Origin of the sequence: Albidovulum sediminicola, assembly GCF_025751575.1 — a bacterium.
In the GTDB taxonomy this organism is placed as follows: Bacteria; Pseudomonadota; Alphaproteobacteria; order Rhodobacterales; family Rhodobacteraceae; genus Albidovulum; species Albidovulum sediminicola.
Map to the genome: position 1 here is coordinate 25,013 of NZ_JAOWLA010000007.1, position 20,916 is coordinate 45,928.

Annotated in this window: 18 protein-coding genes; 11 read left to right on the top strand and 7 right to left on the bottom strand. The window is 58.0% G+C overall.

The genetic code is table 11. The features are described from left to right. Positions 1 to 5: 5 nt before the first annotated feature. Both OE647_RS08780 and OE647_RS08785 read right to left on the bottom strand, forming a co-directional pair. Positions 6 to 863: a hypothetical protein gene (locus tag OE647_RS08780; protein ID WP_263721353.1), complete on the bottom strand. Its 858-nt coding sequence runs from the start codon at positions 861 to 863 to the stop codon at positions 6 to 8. Positions 864 to 959: 96 nt separating this feature from the next. Then, on the bottom strand, positions 960 to 1,364 hold the full coding sequence (locus tag OE647_RS08785; protein WP_263721354.1) for a hypothetical protein: 405 nt from the start codon (positions 1,362 to 1,364) through the stop codon (positions 960 to 962). 632 nt (positions 1,365 to 1,996) lie between these two features. Here OE647_RS08785 and OE647_RS08790 point away from each other — a divergent pair. Further along, positions 1,997 to 3,568, top strand: a complete 1,572-nt coding sequence (locus OE647_RS08790; protein WP_263721355.1) for an FAD-binding oxidoreductase — start codon at positions 1,997 to 1,999, stop codon at positions 3,566 to 3,568. Between the two features lie 74 nt (positions 3,569 to 3,642). Next, a complete protein-coding gene (locus tag OE647_RS08795; protein ID WP_263721356.1) occupies positions 3,643 to 4,158 on the top strand; it encodes a protein-tyrosine phosphatase family protein in 516 nt (171 codons plus the stop codon). Between the two features lie 16 nt (positions 4,159 to 4,174). On the opposite strand, the gene OE647_RS08800 is transcribed toward OE647_RS08795, so the two are convergent. Next, on the bottom strand, positions 4,175 to 4,963 hold the full coding sequence (locus OE647_RS08800) for an HpcH/HpaI aldolase family protein (protein ID WP_263721357.1): 789 nt from the start codon (positions 4,961 to 4,963) through the stop codon (positions 4,175 to 4,177). A gap of 431 nt (positions 4,964 to 5,394) precedes the next feature. Here OE647_RS08800 and OE647_RS08805 point away from each other — a divergent pair, with 431 nt between their 5' ends. Next, a complete protein-coding gene (locus OE647_RS08805) occupies positions 5,395 to 6,609 on the top strand; it encodes a tyrosine-type recombinase/integrase (protein WP_263721358.1) in 1,215 nt (404 codons plus the stop codon). Between the two features lie 114 nt (positions 6,610 to 6,723). Here the strand turns inward: OE647_RS08805 and OE647_RS08810 are convergent, their stop codons facing one another. From OE647_RS08810 to OE647_RS08820, 3 genes are read right to left on the bottom strand one after another with little or no spacing between them, the layout of a single operon-like run. Further along, entirely contained in the window at positions 6,724 to 7,002 is a 279-nt protein-coding gene (locus tag OE647_RS08810; protein WP_263721359.1) for a restriction endonuclease, read from the bottom strand. Positions 7,003 to 7,036: 34 nt separating this feature from the next. Further along, positions 7,037 to 7,969 (bottom strand): IS5 family transposase, encoded by a 933-nt coding sequence (locus tag OE647_RS08815; RefSeq protein ID WP_263721360.1) that lies wholly within the window; start codon positions 7,967 to 7,969, stop codon positions 7,037 to 7,039. 38 nt (positions 7,970 to 8,007) lie between these two features. After that, positions 8,008 to 8,265, bottom strand: coding sequence for a hypothetical protein (locus OE647_RS08820; protein WP_263721361.1), 258 nt, complete (start codon positions 8,263 to 8,265; stop codon positions 8,008 to 8,010). A gap of 94 nt (positions 8,266 to 8,359) precedes the next feature. Between OE647_RS08820 and OE647_RS08825 the strand changes: the two genes are divergently transcribed. From OE647_RS08825 to OE647_RS08850, 6 genes are all read left to right on the top strand, one after another. After that, a complete protein-coding gene (locus OE647_RS08825; protein ID WP_263721362.1) occupies positions 8,360 to 8,854 on the top strand; it encodes a hypothetical protein in 495 nt (164 codons plus the stop codon). Then, on the top strand, positions 8,854 to 9,180 hold the full coding sequence (locus OE647_RS08830) for an H-NS histone family protein (RefSeq protein ID WP_263721363.1): 327 nt from the start codon (positions 8,854 to 8,856) through the stop codon (positions 9,178 to 9,180). Before OE647_RS08825 ends, OE647_RS08830 begins: the two co-directional genes overlap by 1 nt. Positions 9,181 to 9,761: 581 nt before the next feature. Then, positions 9,762 to 10,157: a hypothetical protein gene (locus OE647_RS08835; protein WP_263721364.1), complete on the top strand. Its 396-nt coding sequence runs from the start codon at positions 9,762 to 9,764 to the stop codon at positions 10,155 to 10,157. A gap of 501 nt (positions 10,158 to 10,658) precedes the next feature. After that, on the top strand, positions 10,659 to 13,565 hold the full coding sequence (locus OE647_RS08840) for an ATP-dependent helicase (protein WP_263721365.1): 2,907 nt from the start codon (positions 10,659 to 10,661) through the stop codon (positions 13,563 to 13,565). Further along, the gene (locus OE647_RS08845; RefSeq protein ID WP_263721366.1) at positions 13,562 to 15,508 is read left to right on the top strand and encodes a site-specific DNA-methyltransferase; all 1,947 of its coding nucleotides are present in this window, start codon (positions 13,562 to 13,564) and stop codon (positions 15,506 to 15,508) included. Before OE647_RS08840 ends, OE647_RS08845 begins: the two co-directional genes overlap by 4 nt. After that, entirely contained in the window at positions 15,501 to 18,179 is a 2,679-nt protein-coding gene (locus tag OE647_RS08850) for a TnsA endonuclease N-terminal domain-containing protein (protein ID WP_263721367.1), read from the top strand. Before OE647_RS08845 ends, OE647_RS08850 begins: the two co-directional genes overlap by 8 nt. A 593-nt stretch (positions 18,180 to 18,772) precedes the next feature. On the opposite strand, the gene OE647_RS08855 is transcribed toward OE647_RS08850, so the two are convergent. After that, positions 18,773 to 19,252, bottom strand: coding sequence for a hypothetical protein (locus OE647_RS08855; RefSeq protein WP_263721368.1), 480 nt, complete (start codon positions 19,250 to 19,252; stop codon positions 18,773 to 18,775). A gap of 598 nt (positions 19,253 to 19,850) precedes the next feature. Between OE647_RS08855 and OE647_RS20165 the strand changes: the two genes are divergently transcribed. Together OE647_RS20165 and OE647_RS08860 are read left to right on the top strand one after the other, a co-directional pair. Further along, complete coding sequence (locus tag OE647_RS20165; protein WP_412174938.1) at positions 19,851 to 20,114, top strand: HNH endonuclease signature motif containing protein; 264 nt, start codon at positions 19,851 to 19,853, stop codon at positions 20,112 to 20,114. Between the two features lie 296 nt (positions 20,115 to 20,410). Continuing rightward, positions 20,411 to 20,794, top strand: a complete 384-nt coding sequence (locus OE647_RS08860) for a hypothetical protein (RefSeq protein ID WP_263721369.1) — start codon at positions 20,411 to 20,413, stop codon at positions 20,792 to 20,794. Positions 20,795 to 20,916: the final 122 nt, after the last annotated feature.

Below are 20,916 nucleotides of genomic sequence, written 5' to 3' on the forward strand. Positions count from 1 at the left end.
GGGCCTTAGCCCGATCCGGTGATCAACCGGGCGACGTGGCCGAAGTTGACGCGCCGGAACCGCACACCCGCCCCATGGGCGTGATTGAGGGCGAAGGCGACGGAGGGCTCGTCCTTGTCCGCGGGGATGGCGATGACATAAAGGTCATTGCCCAGTTGCCCCGTGACCGTGTCATACCAGGCGGCAAGTGTCGGCAGATCATGACGATCCCCCGCGATGTCATCAAGCAAGCCGCCCCCGTAGCCCTCCTGCTCCGGCTCAGAGAAGTAGGAGACGCTGTCGGCGAACGGCCTGCAACCTTCGAGGAACTCGAAAGGTTTGAGCGAGGCGGCGCCCGTCTGCGACGGAAGGGGCGAGCGGAGTTGGAGAACGTCGGAGGCGGGCGTATCCCCCGATGGCGCGTTCGCGTTCTCGTCCCGGGGGAAAGACGTCTCCCACAGGCTTTCGATGGCCGCTTCGGCATCGTAGCCGAGCAATTCGTGCGGGACGCCCACGGTGAGGTCTCTCGGCTTCTCGAAGGATTGGTATTCCAGTACCAGCCCGTCACTGCGTGCGCAAAGTTCCGACATTGCGGCGTTCAGGCGCGCGATCACGGCATCGCGGCCGGGGCCAAGGGCGACCTTGGCGGCATCGATGACCTCGGGCGCAGTGCCGGGCGCCTGAATTTCCGCGCGGAAGAGCCGGCGGCTACAAACGTCAAGCAGCGCGCGGCAATCCTGGCTGGACAGCCGGATCCTGCGCGCCTTGTCGATCTCGGCGATCGCCTGAACGATGGCGGCGTGGCGTTCCTGCGGCGTGGCTCCGGTCCCGAGGCCGCCGTTCCCCTTGAGTTTGGCGTTCCGGTCCCGCTTCACCCGGTCCATGAATAGGCTTCGCAAAGACATTTGCGCTTATTGCCCCACATTATGCGGGTGCCCCCGAAAAAGGGCACCCGTCGTTATCGAGATCCGGCGAAAGTGTCAGACCGCTTCCGCCAGCGTGTCGACGGTCAGGCGGCTCTTGGCGAGCACCATGCCGATGTTCGCGCTCTTGCGGCAAACGAAGCTGATGACATGGTTGGGGTATTTCTTGGTGCGCAGGAAGACGTGGATCAGGTTGTCGCTGAAGACCAGGAATTCGTTGAAATAATGGTTGCCCGCGTCCTTCTGGCCGCGCGAGCCCCGGAAGTGCTTTTCGATTTGCAGCACGTTCGGCCCCTGGAACATGTCGGCGGTCGCCGCCGCAACCATGTCGAGCACGGCCTGAGGGTGGGAATCGAGGGTCTTGACGCTCAGCAGAAGGCCGGACTCGATGTCGATGTAGGCGCCGGCAACACATTCCGGAACGCCGTTCATTGCGTCAGAGAGGGCTTTATCGAGAGACATGGGATATCCTTATTTGCGTTTGCTCAGATTTGAAGAAAAGCGCCGGCCAAAAGCCGCGCGAAAAACTCGTACAAAAACCGGAACCAGCGCACCGATACTCAGGGTGTTCGGACATCAGCCTGTCTTGTGGCGCAGCGAAATGTTCTGTGGCTGCATCGTCATCGACAGCGCCGACTTGCGTCCGTGCTTGTCCAAAATCTTCACTCAGAAAAACTATGTGCCCTTATTATGTGGTGCAGTTGCCTTGAAATCCGGACCGCCGCGGCGTCGTAATGATCGCCGCACCAGAAGGTCCGCGCGTGGCGTTGCACCTCATGTCGTTCTGTCATGGCGATCGCGAAAGACTCGCTTCACCCGTTGGTGGGCAAACTGCCCCGGCAATGCGGCGGGATTGAGGCCGAAAGCTGACGAAATCTTCCGCGCCGCTGGGCGAATGTTGCGCGATCAACGCCTGATCGGGGCGCCATGCGAAATCGTCATATTTCCGTCACCGGCACGCCCCTCAGCTGGCGCATTCCGCCCCGACTGTTCGCGCATCTATCGACGCTCGGATCGAGCGTCATCTTTGCACGGTATTTTTCAAGACAGCGGCAGGCCCCTCGCTCCGAAGGGTTCCGCCCGAAGGAATTTCAATGGACGGATCTGAGCACCCAGGCCAATTCATCGCTGACAACTGGATTTCATTCGATGGAAGGCGCTACGAGGTCGCGCCCGGCCAGACGGGGTTGGAGGCCATGCTTGCGGGCGGCGCGAACGTCACCTTTTCCTGCCGCAAGGGGACCTGCCGGTCCTGCATGATGGAGGCGACGTCCGGCGATCCCGGCCCCGAGGCGCGTTCGCGCCTGCCCCAGACCCTGCAGGATCAGAACTTCTTTCTTCCCTGCATGATGAAGAACCCACAGGCGGTCGTGGCGCGTCTTCCCGACCCGTCGAAATGCGTGGTGCAGGCCGATATCGTGGAAAAGACCCAACTGGGGCCGAACATCCACAAGATCGTGCTGGAGACGCACAGCGTTCTGGACTGGCTTCCCGGCCAGTTCGTCACGGTCCGCCGCGACGGGACGCGGGCGCGCAGCTACTCCATCGCGAGCTGCCCCGACGACTACTACCTGGAACTGCATGTGCGCCATTATCCGGACGGAGCGGTCAGCGACTGGCTGATCAATGGGCTGGATGTCGGCGCGACGATCGAGCTCGTCGGGCCCACGGGCGATTGCTACTACAGGGGGCAAGCGGACCGCCCGCTGCTGCTGATCGCCAGTGGAAGCGGCGTGGGGATGCTGGCCGCGCTGGTGCGGGGCGCGCTGCGCGCGGGCCATCAGGCGCCGATACACCTGGTCCATGGCGCGCGGCGGCCCGAGGATCTTTACCTTTGCGCGGACCTCGACCGCATGGCGGCTGAGCACGGGAATTTCAGCGTCGACTACGTCGTGACCGGCGGCGATCCAGTCGCGACGATCACCCGCGCGATCCCCGTGGAAGCCGAGCTTGAGGGAAACATCATCTATCTTTGCGGCGCGCCGGACATGGTCGAGGCGGGCCGCATCGCCGCCCTGCGCCAAGGCGCGGCGCTGGAGGACCTGTTCTCGGACCCGTTCGAAAGCCACACCCCCTACCGGCCGCGCGATGCGGGCAAGATCGATGCAATCCAGCCGGACGCGGAGCTCTGGTCGGCGCTGGGCAATGGTGACAAGCTGACGGAGATCCTCCAGGATTTCTACACTCAGGTCTTCGAAGACCCCCGGCTTGAGCCGTTCTTCCGCAAGGTGACGAAGGCGCGGCTGATCGAAAAACAGTATGCCTTCCTGGCGGACCTGTTCACCGGGCAGCGGCTCTACTTCGGGGAAAGGCCCTTCAACTCCCATCACTGGATGATCATCTCGGACGAACTCTTCGACTACCGCGAACGGATGTTCTTCGCCGTCGTCGAACGGCACGGGATCGCGCCCCGGCTGATGCGCCGCTGGGCCGCGCTCCATGAAACCTTCCGCCGCGAGATCGTGAAATCGGCCATGCGCGGCCAGTGGATCGAGGGCAGGGAGGTGACGAAGCCGCTTTACACCGACGAGGTCATGACGGTCGCAACGCTCTGCGACGGCTGTCAGGAAGAGGTGCAGGCAGGCGAGACGGTCCGTCACTACCTGCGGACGGGGGAAATCTTCTGTACTCGCTGCACGGTCAAGGCTGGTGCCGGGACGGCTTGACGAGCCCCCGCGCACAGGCGCAGCCTGAGGAGGCCCGACGGAATGCTGGGGGACGCTCGAACGTGATTGCCGAAATGTTTGACGATATCCGGCCCGAGCGGGTCATGTCCGACTATTTCGGGCCGACGGGGTTCTTCTGGCTGGTTCCCGGCCTGCTCGGCGGTGCGGCGCGCCCCGGTCTCGGAGCGCCGATGGAGCGTGACCTCGCGGCGCTCGCGCGGGTCGGCGCACGCCTGCTCGTGACCCTGACGGAGGAATGGGAGCCAGATGTGCAAGCGATCGAATCGCAGGGCATGGCCTCGCTTTACGTCCCGGTTCCCGACCGCATGCCGCCCAGCGTCGAGCAGATGATCATGATCTGCCGAGAGGTCGAGCGGCGGCTCGAAGCCGGGCAGGCTGTTGTCCACCACTGCCACGCCGGCAAGGGGCGCACTGGCACCGCGCTGGTCGCCCAGCTGATCTGGCGCGGTTTGCCCCCCGCCGAGGCCCTCGCCGTGGCGCGCCAGCGCAATCCGCGCTGGGTCGAAAGCGCCGAGCAGGAGGACTTCCTGGAACGGTTCGGCGCGGTCGTCAGCCAGATGCGGCCCTAGCCGCCGCCCCCGGCCGTCAGGACTTGCCGAGCGCCGCATCACGCTCTGCCAGCGCCTGCCTGGCGGCCCCGGCCAGCAGCGACACGTCGTTGACGCCCGCGACCAGGTGGTAGCCGCGCTCGCGCAGGTCCGCCCATCCGCGCCCTCCGCCGGGAACGGTGGCCAGCAGCGTGCCCACCTTCGCGCAGATCGCCTCGACCTCGGCGAAGGCGGCTTGCGGGACCGGATGCGTCATGTCCTCCAGATGGCCGAGGGCCGCCGACAGGTCGTTCGGACCAAGGAAGATCCCGTCCACGCCGGGCGTCGCGGCGATCGCTTCCAGCGAGGCGATGCTGTCGGGGTGTTCGCACTGGACGAACAGCAGCAGATCCTCATGCGCCAACTCGCGCGCATAGCCGGGGCGCGCGCCGAAATGCGATGCGCGCACGATCGAGGCCGCGTAGCCCCGCCCACCTTGTCCGGACCCGCCCCGCCCGGGATAAAGACAGGATCGCGCGATGGCGGTAGCCTGTTCGGCGCTGTTGACCATCGGCACGACCAGCGACCGGAACCCGCGGTCCAGCACCCGCTTCAGGGTCGTGTCCAGACCGTCTGGGACGCGCAGGATAACCTCGCCGCCAGCGGCCTCGACCGCGCGTGCGACGGCCACCCAGGTTTCAAGGTCGCCGACCCCGTGTTCGCCGTCGATCAGGATCGTCGGCCAGCCGTGGCGCACCATGATCTCGGCCACGTCGGGGTTGCCCAGTTCGGCCCAAGCGGCCGTGACGAATTCGCCGTTCAGCAGGCGTTGTTTCAGCGGGTTCATAGGATGTCCTTGGCAAACGGGGGCAGGTGGTGCGAGCCCGGGCACGCAGGGCAGGCGCGCCTGCATCGCGCATCATCCGGTTTCGGGCCTTGCCCTTTGGAACAGGGCTATCTTGGGCCAAACCGTCAGCGACCGCCAGATGGCTTCACGGGCCGCGCCGGTACGACTGCGATTTTCCTCGACGCCCCAAGGGCATCTGAGCTGCAAAAGACTGGACGACCTTGCCGAAGAAGGAAGAGTGGTGCGGTTGAGAGGCACCGTATGTATGGCAATCGTCGCTCATCCGAGAACAGGCTTGCACACCTGGTTTCCTGTATGTATTTGGCATTTAAACAAAAAAGATCAAACCTGACCAACTCTGCCTAATGCAATTCCAACACATGATGGTGGGCTAGCTGGTGGGCCAGGTTTCAAATGTCAGGGGTTCAAGCATGGGACTGACCGCGATCGCAATAAAGAAGGCAGGCGACGGCGTCCTGTCTGACGGCAAAGGCCTGAGATTGGAAAAGAAAGGCAACGGCGGCAAGTGGATTTGGCGATATTCCTTTGCGGGGAAGCGCCGTGAAATGGGTTTCGGTACATGGCCAACGGTCGGGTTGGCGGATGCCCGCAACGAGCGTGATCGTTGGGCATTGATCTTGAGCCAGGGGAAAGATCCAATCTCCGAACGGAACTCCCAAAAAGCTGCCATTCGAGCTGAATTGGAGCGCAAAGATCCCACGCTGGAAGAGCTCGCCTCAGAGTTCTTTGATGTCTACAAGCGCAGCCTGCGAAAGGATGGGGCATCAGCACGCTGGATGTCGCCTCTAGAGAAGCACATTTTTCCCAAGATTGGCCGAAAGCCCGTTTCGACAATTACTCAGAGAGATGTACGCGACGCTCTAAAACCCATCTGGGAGTCCCAGCACCCAACCGCGGAGAAGGCGATTCAGCGCTTGGGTAAGATATTCCAGGATGGACGACTTCGCGGCTATGAGTGCGATAAGTTCACGATCGATGCGGCGCAGAGCATGCTCGGGCATGCCCAACACAAAACCACGTCCATCGAAGCTACGCCGTGGGAATACATTCCAGAACTCTACGCTTGGTTGGAAGGTAGGGGTGCATCGGCCTCGTGCCTACAGTTCATGATCCTAACGCTTGTGAGGGCTGGCGGCTGTCGACAGGCGCGTTTCGATGAATTCACGGCCGATATCTGGACGGTGCCGGCAGAGAAAATGAAAGGACGGCTTGAAGAAGTGATGGACTTCCGAGTTCCACTCTCTCCGCCAGCTCTGGAGATCATCAAGCGGCGAAGGGAGCTAGGTGGAGAATGGGTTTTCCCTGGCTACCGTGGTACCCCGCTGACGGATGCGTCCCTTTCGAAGTTCCTCAGAGATAACGGGCATGAGGGTAAGCCGCATGGTTTTCGAACCAGCTTCCGAACTTGGGTTCAGGACAATGATGCGGCGCCGTACGACGTAGCCGAAACAATTCTTTCTCACAAGATTGGGGGTAAGACCGAGCGCGCCTACGCTAGGTCTGACCTGCTGGATAGACGGCGTCCTGTAATGTTGAAATGGGCGCGATTTGTTCTTGGAGACAAGGACTGGTCCAAGCCAATGCCGAATGAGACTTCCGCTAGTTCGGGGGGGCTGCCAACTTAGACAGGCAAATTTCGAATGTGTTTCCCACGGCGCGAAAGGCTATGGCGGGAACTAGCACCACGGCTCCCAGTGCTAGTTCGTTGCCTCGAGCCTGATGGTGTTGATTAAACCGCATCACTTCCAGCCCGCGAGGGGATGATCGGGCTCGCCTAGAGGAATTTTCTTGGACATGGGGATGTCGTACTGGCTCAGCAAGATGACCCCAGTAGACTTCGCTAGATCAGTTGCACTCGCCGTGAAGCCTGCGCTGCTGAGTACCGCAGCCTTATCTAAACCATAGTGGATTTTTCCTGCATGCGCTTCCTGAACCGCTTTGTTGCTCGCCGGGGAAGAATACAGCTTGGTTTGAATGCCAATACTCACGTCGCCGCTTGGCGTTGTTGCGTAACTCACGCGTGCGGCACGATATCCCCTTTCCCCTACGGCATCAGCTTGCGCGAACGATTTCGGCCGTTCCGAGAGCCGAGAAGCGGTTCATTACTGCGATGCGGATCTGGATTTCGGCGGTCTGGCGGTCCGGGTCTCTTGCGGCGATGCGTTCGCCGAAGGCCTTCAGGCACCCCATCTTTGCTTCGATCCGGCTTCGGACATGGTACCCGGTCCAGCGTTTCCAGAACGCCCGGCCGTAGTATCGAGTGGCACGCAGGGTTTCGTTTCGGGCGATCGCGGCCGGGCAGTCCTCTCTCCAGGGCCGGCAGTTCTTGCGGATCGGAATGAGCGCCGTGGCCTCGCGGTCAATGATGGCGGTGTGACAGCGGCGCGTATCATAGGCTCCGTCGGCGGTCACCGTGCCGATGTCTTCGCCCTTTGGGATCTGGTCCAGCAGGTCTGGCAAGACCGGACTGTCGCCGTCGCTGCTGGAGGTAAACTCCACCGCTCGAATGTCAGACGTGGCGGTGTCCATGGCCAGATGGACCTTGCGCCATTGGCGTCGGCCCTGAACGCCGTGCTTGCGTGCCTGCCATTCGCCATCACCGAGGAACTTGATGCCGGTGCTGTCCGCCAGCAGGTTCAGGGGGCCATCGGCGCGACGATACGGGATCTGGACGGCCAGTGTCTTCTGGCGTCGGCACAAGGTGGAGTAGTCAGGCACCGCCCAGTCCAGGTCCGCCATCTTCAGCAGGCTGGCCACCATCCCGGTCGTTTGCCGGAGCGGCAGCTTGAACAGGACCTTGATCGTCAGGCAGAACTGGATCGCTGCGTCGGAAAACACCGCAGGCCGACCGGGGCCGCCGTCATGCGGCGCAAACCAGGTCATGTCCTTGTCCAGCCAGATCAGCAGTGATCCTCGCTTGCGCGGAGAGGCCATGTAGCTGGACCAGTTCGTTGTGCGGTAGCGGGCAGGGAGTGGCTTGCTCATGCGGTCCGTCTAACCGTATGGATTCGCGTTGTGAATCCTCAAAGACCAGAGTTCTGCAACAACGCCTCGGGGACCACATAGAAGCCGTTCGAGCGCGGCTTTGTTCGAGGTGCTGTCCATTTGTGTCCGGTAGCCCTGCGAAGGATGTCGGCCACCCTTTTGCAGTAGCTAGCTGTGGCGATGTCCATCCCCTCACTATCAGAGAAGCGAAGATCGGCAAGATCATCAAGCACGACTTCGATTTCGAAACCGATCTGCCAATCGCGAGAAATTCGGCGGTTCTGACTAACACCCATGTCTTACCTACCTGTTTGAAGCAGCTGGCTGCCGCTACATGGCGCAGCCGCGAGCTTCGCCTCCTTCCATCAACCCAAGCAAGGAACCAAAGAAGTGAACGAACCAGAATCCCTTAATACCGCGCGCATGGACCTCGTCGCTGAGATCTGCGCCCGCATCGAGACGGGCTTTTCAGAAGGCGTAACCACTCTAGAGATGCACCGGGCTATCGCAGAATATTTCCGAAAAGTGACTGAAACAATAGAACATTTCAAAGCCGCCGGCGCCGAACCAAGGGGGCGCCTAGAGCTTGCCATGGCACAAATTGCAGTTGATCTGGTTGCTCAAGAAACGTCACTTGGCCGCGACGGCCTGACTATCGAATTCGGAGACCTTGACCGAACAACGGTTCTCCTGACGCTCTGCGAGACAATCATCGCATGCCTGTCTGTTGCCAAGGTTCTGGACATGGACATAGATGCCGCGCTGAGAGTTGTCGGCCGGCACATCTCCACGCGAGGCGGCGATGACGATCCATGCCATGGACCAGTTCGTCAGACTGAAGTCCGGGTGCCCCTCGGCAAGTTGGCAATGCAGGAGTTCGTCTGATGGCACCCCGTGAAGTTAGAGCGAGTGACTTGCAGGAGCTGTCCCTTGAAGAAGCTCAGCGGCTATTGGCGGCTGTCGAATCAATGCTGGCAGACCGGACAGAAGAAAAGAAGCAGCATGCGCTGGAGGAGATCAAGGACCTCGTCAAGGACCACGAACTTCGTTTTGAGGACGTAGTATCGGCCATAAGGGTGACCGCCAGGAGAAAGAAGGCCCCGGCACTCTTTCGCAATCCTCAGAACCCTCGCCAGACCTGGTCTGGAAAAGGTAAAGCGCCTGACTGGTATGTTCAGGCGGCCGACAAAAACGGGCTTCGAATCCTTTAGAGAAGATGCTTCAACCATCGCGTCTGCCGGCAGTCTGGCCGTCGAACCAGACTGGCGGCGCAGAAAACGGAGTGTCTGGTGAAGATCTGCGTGAATAAAGGGTGCAGGATTCCTCTCATGTCAAGTCGACTAGAATTTTGAAATCTAACGATTCTCCGCCACCTTCGCCTTCCTGTTGCCACGATTGAATCATAGCACTCCACTGGCGGCAACAGGGGGGCAAACGTCACTGAAAACCCACTTTCAAGCACAAGGAAATGTCCGCGGCATTTCTCTTCAAGGCTAGGAAGTTACGTTCAAGATCGCTCAGACCATCAAACCAGTATGCTCTCTGTCGCAAATTTCACCTGCAAATGGCATCCGTCCTCACGGTGTCGAAAGGGGTCTTTGGGCTCAATGTTTGTTGCCGATATTTTGCGGTCCCCTCTCTCTACACACCCTGTCTGAGGGCGCCACGCCAGTACTCTTAGAGGTAACCGATGACCACCCCACCTATGATCTCTTGGAAATCCCGAATCATCCTCAGCTTGAGTTGTATAAGTCTAATTGCCTTGGGCGGCTGTACGGCCCCGGTTCAGGTCATGAGCGATGCTCAACTGCAGAGTGCGACTGCGGCCTGGATCGTCGGGGACACCTGCTCAAAGAATGGAAGCCAGTCGGATTTGCCGGCCGCAGTAGCCTTTCTGGACTACGTTGGTAGCCAGCTTAGGTCTCAAGACCCCGCGCGCGTTCAAGCGATGATTCAGGCGTTTCAGCCTGACTTGCGGCGAAATGGTGTCACGCCACAGGACTGCAACAAGTTCGCCTTTCTCGCGGCCAAGCACCAAATTGCCCTAGCGGAGCAACAGCGTCGAAAGCAAGAGTATGAGGCATCATTAGCCCAGCTCAACGCTACGGCCAATAGCATGCAAGTCAATACTCCCCGCGCAACCAAGTGCCAGTATTATGCTTGGGGAAACATGGTGAGCTGTTATTGACAGCTGAGTTGCCTTGTAGGCGCTTATTCTCATATTACGCCTACTGTGGTAGTGAATATGAGGGCAAGAACTTTTGCAGTTACGATATCTTCTTGGGCGGTTCTCATAGCCGTGTTTAGGGTGTGTAGATCAACACCCGAAACACCCCCCCCCCCGTAGCGGTTATGCTCTCCCGAGGAACTCCCCAGGTTGAATCTGCAAGGCCTCATGTCAACAACACTAGATCTCATCGACGCATCCGACTTGCCCCGGCGACGACTTGAGGACGCGAACGCGGGCGCTCTGCTCATCGTCATCCAATCCCGCGCTATCGTTCAGGGCGCACAAATCCAAGGATTCTAGTGGCATAACACGCGCCAGCGGATAGTGTCTCACGGGTACACTGAACATTGGAGATTTGATCAAAGCTATGTCTACCACATTGCACGACCTGATCGTCTTGTTCTCTCCGTACCCGCAGTTTCGGCGGCAATAGAGATCGCAAAAAGCGGAGTTCTGGTGATGAGAGACATTGGCTCTAGCGCGAATCGTCAGCAACAGGAGGCGATCAAGGCCGCAGAAGGGCCCGTACTAATCATTGCAGGCCCAGGCTCTGGCAAGACCTTCACACTTGTTGAACGTATTGTTCACCTGATCACCGAGAAGAAGGTTGCCCCAGAAAGCCTACTTGTCGTTACGTTCACCGACAAGGCCGCCCGGGAGCTTACCACTCGGGTTTCAAATCGCCTTGCACAGCTAGATATTCCGTTCAATTTGAATGAAATGTACCTCGGCACATTTCATTCAATCTGCCTGCGCGTGCTGGAAGAGTTCCGAGAGTACACCCGGTTGAGGCGCAGCTTCACGCTTTTCGATCAGTTCGATCAGCAGTACTTTCTCTACCAGAGGATCAAGGACTTTCGGGAGCTTGCAGACGCACAACTTGTAATGGGGGGTGACCAGACCGGCCGCTGGGCGCAGTCTGAAATTCTCATGAAGTGGCTGAACAAGGTCAGCGAAGAGGCCCTGGATCCCCATGTTCTCGAGACGGCGCCAGATCCGGAGGTGTGCTCACTGGCTCGTTGTTTCCTGAAGTACCAAGAGCTTCTCGAGGAAAACAACTGCCTGGACTTCTCGGGGATTCAGTACGAGGCACTGCAGCTCCTGCGCCGGCGCCCGGACGTGCTTGCTCAGCTGCGCGACAAGATCACGTACCTGATGGTCGATGAGTATCAGGACACCAATACGATCCAGGAACAGATCCTGCTTCTTCTCGCCGGCGACAGGAGTAACCTCTGCGTCGTGGGCGATGATGACCAAGGTCTCTACCGATTTCGGGGGGCCACAATTCGCAACATCCTGGAGTTCCCACAGCTGTTTCCGCCAGGCCGTTGCACGCAGGTGCGGCTAACGGTGAACTATCGCTCCCATCCAGGGATCATCGACTTCTACAACGAGTGGATGGAGCGGCTGGATTGGGAGGAGCAAGGTACGACATTCCGCTTCCCGAAGCAGATTCTTCCGCGTGAGGACAGCTTCCCCGATGTTCCTGCCGTGGCCCGTCTGAGCGCGTCGGACGATAAAGGTGAGAGCGAAAACTGGCACAACGAAGTCATCGCTTTCCTGACAGCGCTAACCGGATCCGGGCGACTGACTGATTGGAACCAGGTCGCCTTTCTATTCCGCTCGGTCAAGAACGACCGGGTGCTCGAGCTGGCGCGCTTTCTCGAAGGCAACGGCGTCCCTGTCTATTCGCCGCGCTCTAACATGTTCTTCGAGCGGGAGGAGATCCGCTTGATGATAGGAGCGTTTATCTTCCTGTTTCCGCAGTTCCCCAAGGTGCGACAGTGGGTCGAAGGTGCGCAGCTCGCCATTTGGGGCTATTACGACCACGAGTGCTTCAAGGCGTTCGCGGATGAACTCCGTAAGCCAGAGAACCGCCGCATGCTTGAGTGGGCCCGGCCACTCGCCAAGCGACATGCAGTGCTCACACAAACCGCCGACTATGCCTTCTCTGGGCTGTTCTATCAGCTGCTCCAGTTCCCCCTGTTCTCCCGCTTTCTGGACGAAGAGGCCATGCAGGGTGTCGACAAAGGCCGTGCGGCCCGCAACCTGGCGACCTTCTCGAAGCTGATCACCAAGTTCGAATACCTTCACTACGTCACGGTTCTTAACCCCGAATACCTCGAACGCGACTTGCGGAACCTGTTCAACCAGTTCTTCCGCTTCCTCAAGGAAGGCGGCATCGGGGAGTATGAGGATGAGGCGGAATACGCGCCGAAGGGCTGCGTATCGTTCCTGACCATCCACCAGTCCAAGGGGCTAGAGTTCCCCGTGGTCGTATGCGGCTCACTCGAGGCGGTGCCGCGCAAGCAGCACACCGATCTGGACGAGATCCTCGAGGACGGTGGCTACCTGTCGAAGGCGCGGTTTGAGCCGCTGGATAGCATCAAGCACTTCGATTTCTGGCGTCTCTACTACACCGCCTTCTCGCGGGCGCAGAACCTGCTGATCTTGGCCGCGCAGGAGCGGCACGGACACGGCAGATCGCCATCGAAGTATTTTGAGGATGTTTTCCGTGCCCTGCCAGAGTGGCGGGGAGTCGACCTGACCCAGTTCACCTTCGAAAAGGTGAAGGAAATCAACCTCAAGCGCGAGTATTCCTTCACTTCGCACATCACGCTCTTCGAAAACTGCGCCGAGCAGTATCGCTTCTTCAAGGAGCTGGAGTTCGCCGCCATCCGCGTCAGCCCCATGCTATTCGGCACGCTGGTTCACCAGACCATTGAAGACATCCACAAGGCTGTCCTTCGGGGCGAGGAACACACGGTCACGCCCGACGCCATCGAAAGCTGGTTCTCCACCAACTATGCCATGCTGTCGAAGAAGGAGCGCGTCTTCCTGGCGCCCATCACCCTCGAGGCCGCGCGTAGGCACGTCATGCGCTATTACGAGCGCGAGAATGGCAATTGGGACCAGATCAAGGAAACCGAGGTCGGGATCTCTCTGGTCAAGGATGACTACATCCTGAAGGGCAATGTCGACCTGATCCGGGGCGAAGGCGGCACGGTCGAGGTCGTGGACTTCAAGTCCGAGAAGAAGCCCGACATGGAGAAGGACCGCGACCGGCTGCGCCAGTACCAAAGCCAGCTCGAAGTCTACGCCCACCTCATCGAAGAGCGGACAGGCCAGAAGGTCAGCCGGATGCACCTCTATTACACCGGCGAGCAGGACGGGAACCCCTATGTCAGCTTCGCCAAGGATGACCGGGCGATCGGCAAGACGATCTCCCGCTTTGATGAAATCGTCCACCGCATCGAATGCGCGGACTACCGAATAGCCGCGCGCCCCGATAGGTTGTGCGAGAACTGTGACATGCGCGCCTATTGCGACGCGAAGAACTGGAATTTCAGGAAAGACGACCGATGAGTGATGTGAAAGACGATCAGACCGCCATGAGCCTTGGTGCCGATACGGGCAACCTGGAGAGCGTGGAGAAATTTCAGTTCGCGCCCATCAAGGGCTATCCGATGCTGAACTGGCGCGGGAAGCGGCCATTCACGTCCACGCAATTCTACCCCGCCCAGTTGAAAGAGGTGCATGGCGAGGAGGTCAGTGGATGGCGCAACAAGATTTTCTGGGGCGACAATCTCCAGGTCATGAGTCATCTGCTCAAAGAGTTTCGCGGCAGTGTCGATTTGATCTACATTGATCCACCGTTCGACTCAAAAGCCGATTATAAAAAGAACATAAAATTGCAGGGGAAATCGACTTCAAATGATATGTCTAGCTTTGAGGAAAAGCAGTATACAGACATTTGGGCGAATGACGACTACCTTCAGTTCATGTATGAGCGCGCATCTATAGCGCGCGAGCTGCTTTCAGAATCTGGAACAATTTATCTTCACTGTGACTGGCACAAGTCGCATCATCTCCGCTGCATTCTGGATGAGATATTCGGTCACGAAAACTGCCACAATGTAATTACGTGGCAGCGATCTCATGCACAAGGCAACAGTGGGCAAGGCGCTGTCCATTTTGGGCGCGTCACTGACACTATCTTCATCTACTCTAACAATGGAAGACCGACATGGAACCAACAATACGTTGCGTATACCGAGGAAGTGCTGGCGCGTGACTACAAGTATGTCGACGAGGAGACAGGAGAGCGTTATCGCCTAATGCCTGTTGATGGGCCAGGAGGCGCCAGTAAAGGCAACCCATATTATGAGTTCCTAGGAGTTTCTGGATACTGGAGATATTCAAAGGAGACGATGCAGGCACTCTACGAAAAGGGCGAGATCGTCGTGTCTTCAACTGGGCGCTCGCTTAGCAGAAAGCGGTTTCTCAAGGATGCCAAGGGCACTCCTGTAACAGATCTTTGGGATGACCTGAATCGCGTCAGTCCCACCTCAAGCGAACGGCTGGACTACCCCACACAGAAGCCTGAATGCCTATTGGAAAGAATAATACGTACTTCATCGAACCCCAGCGAAATCGTTTTGGATTTCTTCATGGGATCCGGAACTTCTCAAGCAGTGGCCATGAAACTCGGCCGTAGATTTATCGGCGCGGACATTAATCTTGGCGCCGTTCAGACGACCATGAAACGACTAATTAACGTTGCGGCTGAACTCAGCGAAAAGCTCCCAGAGGAAGGCGAAAATTATTACACTGGCTTTGAGGTCTATAACGTTAACCATTACGACATATTTCGCAATCCGGCGCAGGCGAAGGACCTTCTTCTAGAAGCACTTGAGATCCAGCCTCTTGAACTGAGCACGGTCTTCGATGGCGAGAAAGACGGTCGCATGGTCAAGGTCATGCCAGTCAACCGCATCGCTACCCGCGCTGACCTGAACGAGCTGATTTCGGGCTTCGACTACAAGGCATGGGAACGCCGTCAGGCCGAACATCCGAACCGGCCCGTGGAGAAGCTCACGCTCGTCTGCATGGGTCACGAGCCCGACCTCGCCGCCCGGCTCAAGCTGGCCGCAGCACCTTACAAAATCGATGTCGAGGTGGTCGACATCCTGCGCGACAAGGCGAACCTCGAGTTCCGCCGCGACTCCGAGGCGAAGGTCGTCATCAAAGATGGCGAGCTGGTGGTGGACCGCTTCTACCCCATGAACCTGTTGCAGAAGCTGTCGAAGCAGAAAGAGACGGTCGAGGACTGGCGCGAACTGGTTGAGAGCATCCTCATCGATTGGAACTACGACGGGGCCATTCTGCAGCCGACGGTGGTGGATATCCCGGGCAAGACCGACCTCGTGGCGGGCCGCTACAAGGTGCCGGCCGACGCCGGGACGATTCGCGTGAAGATCACCGACCTCCTCTCCGAGTCGTGGGAAGGGAGCGTGACCAATGGCTAAACGCGCCAAAGCGGTCAGTGCGTCGCTGGACTTCGCCTTCTTCCAGTTCCTGTGGGAATTCTACCGCGGCAACCGCGGTACGATCCGCACGCATTACAAGGAGCTGACCCGCAAGTTCCTGGACTTCAACAACCCGGGCAAGAACCCCAAGGCCTTCCTGCGCCAGCCTCAGTTCGAGGCGCTGGAGATCTATGTTTTCCTGAAGGAATTCATGGACAACGCAAAGGTCGAGGAGGTTTTCAAGGCCTGGTTCGAGAAGACCGGCGCCTTTGCAGGCCGCCAAGAAGGCGGGATCATCGGTGGTGACACCCGCCAAGGCTCGATGTTCGATGCCGTGACGCAGGACCAATACAAGGCCGTTTTCGCGGCGATGCGGAAGAACTCTCGCATCTACCCGAACTACATTTTCGCCCTGACCATGGGGACCGGCAAGACGATCCTCATGGCGACCTGCATCTTCTACGAGTTCCTGCTGGGAAACAAATTCGAGAAGGACAAGCGGTACTGCCACAACGCGCTGGTCTTTGCTCCGGACAAGACGGTGCTGCAGTCCCTGAAGGAAATCGAATCCTTCGACCTCGCGCTGGTCGTGCCGCCGGAATACGTGAACTTCCTGACCACCCACCTGCGCTTCCACTACCTGGAGGAGGCTGGCACCTCGCTGAGCACGCTAGACCGGTCGCGCTTCAACATCGTGGTGTCTAACACCCAAAAGATCATCCTGAAGCGGCAGCACAAGCAAAAGACCCCGATGGATGCGCTGTTCGGCGCAACGCCCGAAACGGTGACAGCGCCAGGCGTCTACGGCGACGCGGCCGACCTTTACGATTGGGACCAACCCGAAGAAGAGGCCGAACTGACCACGAACCAGCGGTTCGAAAAGCTGTGCCGCCTCGAGCAGCTGGGCATCTACGTGGACGAGGCGCACCACGCTTTCGGCAAGACCCTAGCCAAGGACATGGGGATCGGTGCCAAAGAGACTGACACCAGTCTGCGCACCACAATCGACCAGCTCGCCGCCAATCTGAACCGCGCAGGAACCCGCGTCGTCGCGTGCTACAACTACACCGGCACGCCGTACGTCGGGAAAGAAGTGCTGCCTGAGGTGGTCTACGCGTACGGGCTCAAGGAGGCCATCGACAAGGGCTTCCTCAAGAAGGTCGTGCTACACGGATACCGAAACACCCGCACCGACGAGTTCATCGACATCGCCGTGGATCAATTCCTCGATGAGACTGGAGATCTGAAACCGGAAGGCATGTTGCCCAAGCTGGCCTTCTTCGCGGCAACGATCGACGAGCTCACCAAGGAACTGCGACCTGCAGTCGAGAGAGCTCTTACCAAGAGGGGACTTCCGACTTCCCGCATATTGGTCAACGTCGGCGACGACAAACTAACCTCGAATGATGATATTCGCGAGTTCAATCGGCTGGACACCCCGGCTTCCGAGAAGCAATTCATCCTGCTCGTAAACAAGGGCCGTGAGGGTTGGAACTGCCGGTCACTGTTCGGGGTCGGCCTGTTCCGAGAGCCCAAGTCCAAAGTTTTCGTTCTCCAAGCCACGATGCGCTGCCTTCGTGCCATCGGCCAAGGCCAGCATACGGGACATGTGTTCCTTTCCGACGACAACATGGAAATCCTGAACGACGAACTGCAGCAGAATTTTAGGATCAGCGCCGCAGACCTGCAGAAGGTCGCGAGCGACAAAGAGCGAGTTCAGGTCAAGGTCGTCGAGCCCCCAGTAAAGATCAAGCTTGTTCGGGTGCGGAAGCAATACCATGTCCGTGAGAAGGCCGTGATGCCAGGCCGAGCTCTGTTTCCTGAGTTGGCCGCGCGAGACAAATGGAGCGAGCTTGTCGAAAAATATCGCCTGGTAGAGACACAGCAAGAAGGCCTTTCGCCGACACAGGCATCTCGCGCTTCATCTAGCCGCACGTTTGACCTTACCGAGCGACGAGAAAAGCAGACGTTTTCACGTCTCAGCTTGGTGGGTGAGGTATCTAGATATCTGAATCAGTCACCACTGCATTCCGAAAGCCTTTTGGACGCAACAAAAGAAGGCCTAGATAGGCTCGTTGAGATCACAAATGAATTCAACGAACTTCTCTATGATGAGGTTATACCCCGTCTATTCCGAATGCTTTTTGAGCTCGATGAAGATCAGCAAAAAGAAGAGCATGAAGTCGAGCTCATCAAATTGCCCTCCAGCGGCTTCTACGAAGTTACTGCCGCCAAGGATAAGATCGTGCGCAGCACCGACGAGGTACTGAAGGAAGCTGAGCGCGACAAGAGCTTCCACCTCGACACCTATTGCTTCGATTCAAACTCCGAACGAACGCTGTTCTGGGACTTGCTCAGAGAAAAGCGGGTGAAGAAAATATACTTTACCGGAATGCTGACGCACGGGCAGTCCGATTTCTTCATCCAATATATCGACCCGGATTCGCATACCGTACGCAGCTACTACCCAGATTTTGTTTTCTTGCGGGAAGAGGCTGACGGAAGCGAAAAATACGTTGTTGTTGAGGTTAAGGGCGATCATCAAATCGATAATGCCGTAGTGCAGGCGAAGAAGGAATTTGCGGAGCAAATAGCCGTCGCAAGCGGAATGGAGTACCAGATCATAAAGTCAACGGACGCGGATTCACGAAATTACAGGATGCTTCTTTGAGGCGGGCTGAGCCGGACGTTACGCCTACGTTGGCGACTTGTTCAAGCCTCGTTGGAATTCATGCCTCAGTGAAGAGCGAGGTCGTGTTAGTTCATATTGGGTTTTCGGTTTCATGAAATTTTCTGCACTCATCCAAGCACACTGCCATAGCGTATTAAGAAGGTCTGCAGACTAATCCGCGAGCAACGCAGAACCAGTGAACGGGCATCCATTTCCACTTGCGATGAATAATGTCTGCAATCTACCGGGCGATTCAAAAAAGTTGAATTCGACTGACATGGCAGAGATGCGAACTGGTGGGAGCTGCGCGCCTCGCGAACAGAATCAGCGGATCGACTTAAAGGTCTTGGATGAGGTCTCGATCGATTGCATCGCCAGCCCCGAAAAGGAGCACGAGCAACGTCTGCATGGCATCATAGATTCAGAGAATTTAGCGGATATCTTTTAGCGAAGATATATCGAGATGTAGCGAGAGCTTCCTGGGGAGATAGATGAGAACGTCGGCAAGCAGGGTACAGCGAGTTACATTTCGAGAAGGTATTCGGCGCGCTGGAAAGTGTTGCGAAGCTAGATTCTCGCCCTAGGTTGCGTCGCTAGTTGCCTACGAGCGATCGCATCTGCGCGAATACGGCTTCCATCTGCCCAATCAACTGCTCCCGGTCTATGGACAGCCACGCGGGGAGTTCGTCGAGCACCTCGTCGATGACCAGCTTTGTCGTCTCAATTGTTTCTCTAGTGTATTGGTCTACTGTCCCTTCCGGGTTTTCCTCCAGCCATTCTGTATAGTCGTTGTATTCAAAGGCTGCGGCGGCGGCTACGCCGGCGATCGGTACAGCAACAGTCAGGCGGCGCAGTCTCCCCTTCGCCTTTTCACGAACCTTTGTCTTGGCCACCGCTGTCTTCTCACTCGCCTTCGCCGCCGTCTTGGTCGTTGCAACGGCTGTGGCGACGGCAGCGGCTTTCCATATGGGCTGAAGGACAAAGTTGACGAAGGCTAGCGCTAGGTTCAGCACCACACTCATTACGAGCACAAGCCCGATCGTTGATCGAAGCAGTATCCGGATGATTCGCATCACGCTTTCTCTACGGGGGTGTTCAGATGATTTCGGCCTGGAGGCCTAGCCCCAGCGCTTCCGATATCTGCTCAATGTTCCGCCTCTTTTGGAAGCGGTCAACGATAATTGCGTGGGGTGCTGCTCGCGGACAATGCCCCTGGCAAGTTAGCGTCGGCTTCCTCAAACGGACCCTGAGTTAATCGAGCGCAAAGTGGCACACGATTCCGGCGCGGAGCTTGTCGATGGATATGAAACTCTCCTTGGACAGCCTGCGCGATCTTACTTCCCGTGGTGGCGGTTTCTAGGGCTCCGTTGACACCCATCTTGCTGCCTACTACTTTGACTTTGCGAAGATGATTTTGCTTGTCTTGGGAAAGCCAAATTGGCTGCTCTGATCTGAAGTTGATACTTCAGATTTCGCGATCCGGATTGCGAAGCCACGGTTCATCGGGTCTCGCGCAAGCTTTTGCTTCCTGCCGGGGGGCGCTCTTGGTGGCGCTGCGCATTCGCTTTTCACAAAGCTGAATGGAGTCCCTGTGCCATGGGAGTACTGAAGAATATTCGTATGAAGAAAATGATCGCGCAGGGTGGGCGATGCTATTACTGTGGTCTGCCAATGTGGGATTGCGCCTTCGATCCTGCTGCTCAGGCACGCATCAAATCGGGACCGCTGCCAAAGATACTGCGGTGCACGGTCGAGCATCTCCACCCGCGGTCCGAAGGTGGTGTGAACACTGCGGAGAACATCGTTGCGGCCTGTTGGTACTGCAATAATCTACGCCATCGGCGGAAGCATCCGCGGTCGCCTGAAGCGCATCGAGCGCATGTGCAAAAGCGAATGGCGGCAGGTAGATGGTTGGCAGCGCATTTTTCGTTGTGATCTTCGACGTAGTGAAGGGCATCGCTGCCATAAGACCACAATATCTAGCCATGCCGCGCGGCTAGGTCGGTGTATTCATGTTCGAGGTACATCGGCGTACGGGCTGCCTCCTTGAGTGGGCACGTCTGCCCAGGCTGACGGCGCAATTCATAGGGGTGCCAAGCTTTCTGTGCCTGGCTCCTGCTTCGGCGATCGAGAAAACCCAAGGGCTCACCATGAGTGGCGCAATTAGCTGTTGCCAAGGCTTTGGAAGCGAGTGAGGGTCATGGGGTAGGGCGGTCCGGGAGTTTTTTTCTATGAAGCCAATGTTGCTTTTCGTTCTGGCCGGATGCGCTGTTGCGGGCTGCTATCCAACTGCAGAGAGTACTGAGAAATTTCCCGTAGCCGCGGCTGCAACGGTGAACAATGTCCCGGGGTTCGGTGACTGCATGATGGACGGCCTAAACCCAATGGAGGGTTGGATGGTTAACCGTCGCGACGTTCAACAGGAAACTCGCAGTGACGGTATCCGAATTGATACAAGCGTTGCGGCCGGGAATATCCAACTGACTCGCACCGAGATGTTTTCGGATGGCAGGGTTCAGATCCGGATTGCGGATTATCTGAACGTTGCTTTGATCGACCGCGACCCCGAGATGGCAGTATTCAAGAATTGCGTTTCACGGTTTGGCAAGCGCTAGAGGCGCGTTTGGCGGCTTTGGGATCAAACTCGTTTGAGTGGCCGCAGTGCTCGTTATATTGATATTCTGCATTCTCGTGAGAGGTATCATCCACGCTGCGGACGAAGCCTCTACCTGACGAG

What these genes read in the sequence shown, in the direction of transcription:
- OE647_RS08800 (WP_263721357.1), bottom strand. Translation starts at nt 4,963, where the DNA reads ATGAACCCGCTGAAACAACGCCTGCTGAACGGCGAATTCGTCACGGCC.
- OE647_RS08835 (WP_263721364.1), top strand. Translation starts at nt 9,762, where the DNA reads ATGAGCGATGCTCAACTGCAGAGTGCGACTGCGGCCTGGATCGTCGGG.
- OE647_RS08790 (WP_263721355.1), top strand. Translation starts at nt 1,997, where the DNA reads ATGGACGGATCTGAGCACCCAGGCCAATTCATCGCTGACAACTGGATT.
- OE647_RS08805 (WP_263721358.1), top strand. Translation starts at nt 5,395, where the DNA reads ATGGGACTGACCGCGATCGCAATAAAGAAGGCAGGCGACGGCGTCCTG.
- OE647_RS08820 (WP_263721361.1), bottom strand. Translation starts at nt 8,265, where the DNA reads ATGGGTGTTAGTCAGAACCGCCGAATTTCTCGCGATTGGCAGATCGGT.
- OE647_RS08860 (WP_263721369.1), top strand. Translation starts at nt 20,411, where the DNA reads ATGAAGCCAATGTTGCTTTTCGTTCTGGCCGGATGCGCTGTTGCGGGC.
- OE647_RS08795 (WP_263721356.1), top strand. Translation starts at nt 3,643, where the DNA reads ATGTTTGACGATATCCGGCCCGAGCGGGTCATGTCCGACTATTTCGGG.
- OE647_RS08840 (WP_263721365.1), top strand. Translation starts at nt 10,659, where the DNA reads ATGAGAGACATTGGCTCTAGCGCGAATCGTCAGCAACAGGAGGCGATC.
- OE647_RS08830 (WP_263721363.1), top strand. Translation starts at nt 8,854, where the DNA reads ATGGCACCCCGTGAAGTTAGAGCGAGTGACTTGCAGGAGCTGTCCCTT.
- OE647_RS08855 (WP_263721368.1), bottom strand. Translation starts at nt 19,252, where the DNA reads ATGCGAATCATCCGGATACTGCTTCGATCAACGATCGGGCTTGTGCTC.
- OE647_RS08845 (WP_263721366.1), top strand. Translation starts at nt 13,562, where the DNA reads ATGAGTGATGTGAAAGACGATCAGACCGCCATGAGCCTTGGTGCCGAT.
- OE647_RS08850 (WP_263721367.1), top strand. Translation starts at nt 15,501, where the DNA reads ATGGCTAAACGCGCCAAAGCGGTCAGTGCGTCGCTGGACTTCGCCTTC.
- OE647_RS08780 (WP_263721353.1), bottom strand. Translation starts at nt 863, where the DNA reads ATGGACCGGGTGAAGCGGGACCGGAACGCCAAACTCAAGGGGAACGGC.
- OE647_RS08815 (WP_263721360.1), bottom strand. Translation starts at nt 7,969, where the DNA reads ATGAGCAAGCCACTCCCTGCCCGCTACCGCACAACGAACTGGTCCAGC.
- OE647_RS08785 (WP_263721354.1), bottom strand. Translation starts at nt 1,364, where the DNA reads ATGTCTCTCGATAAAGCCCTCTCTGACGCAATGAACGGCGTTCCGGAA.
- OE647_RS20165 (WP_412174938.1), top strand. Translation starts at nt 19,851, where the DNA reads ATGTGGGATTGCGCCTTCGATCCTGCTGCTCAGGCACGCATCAAATCG.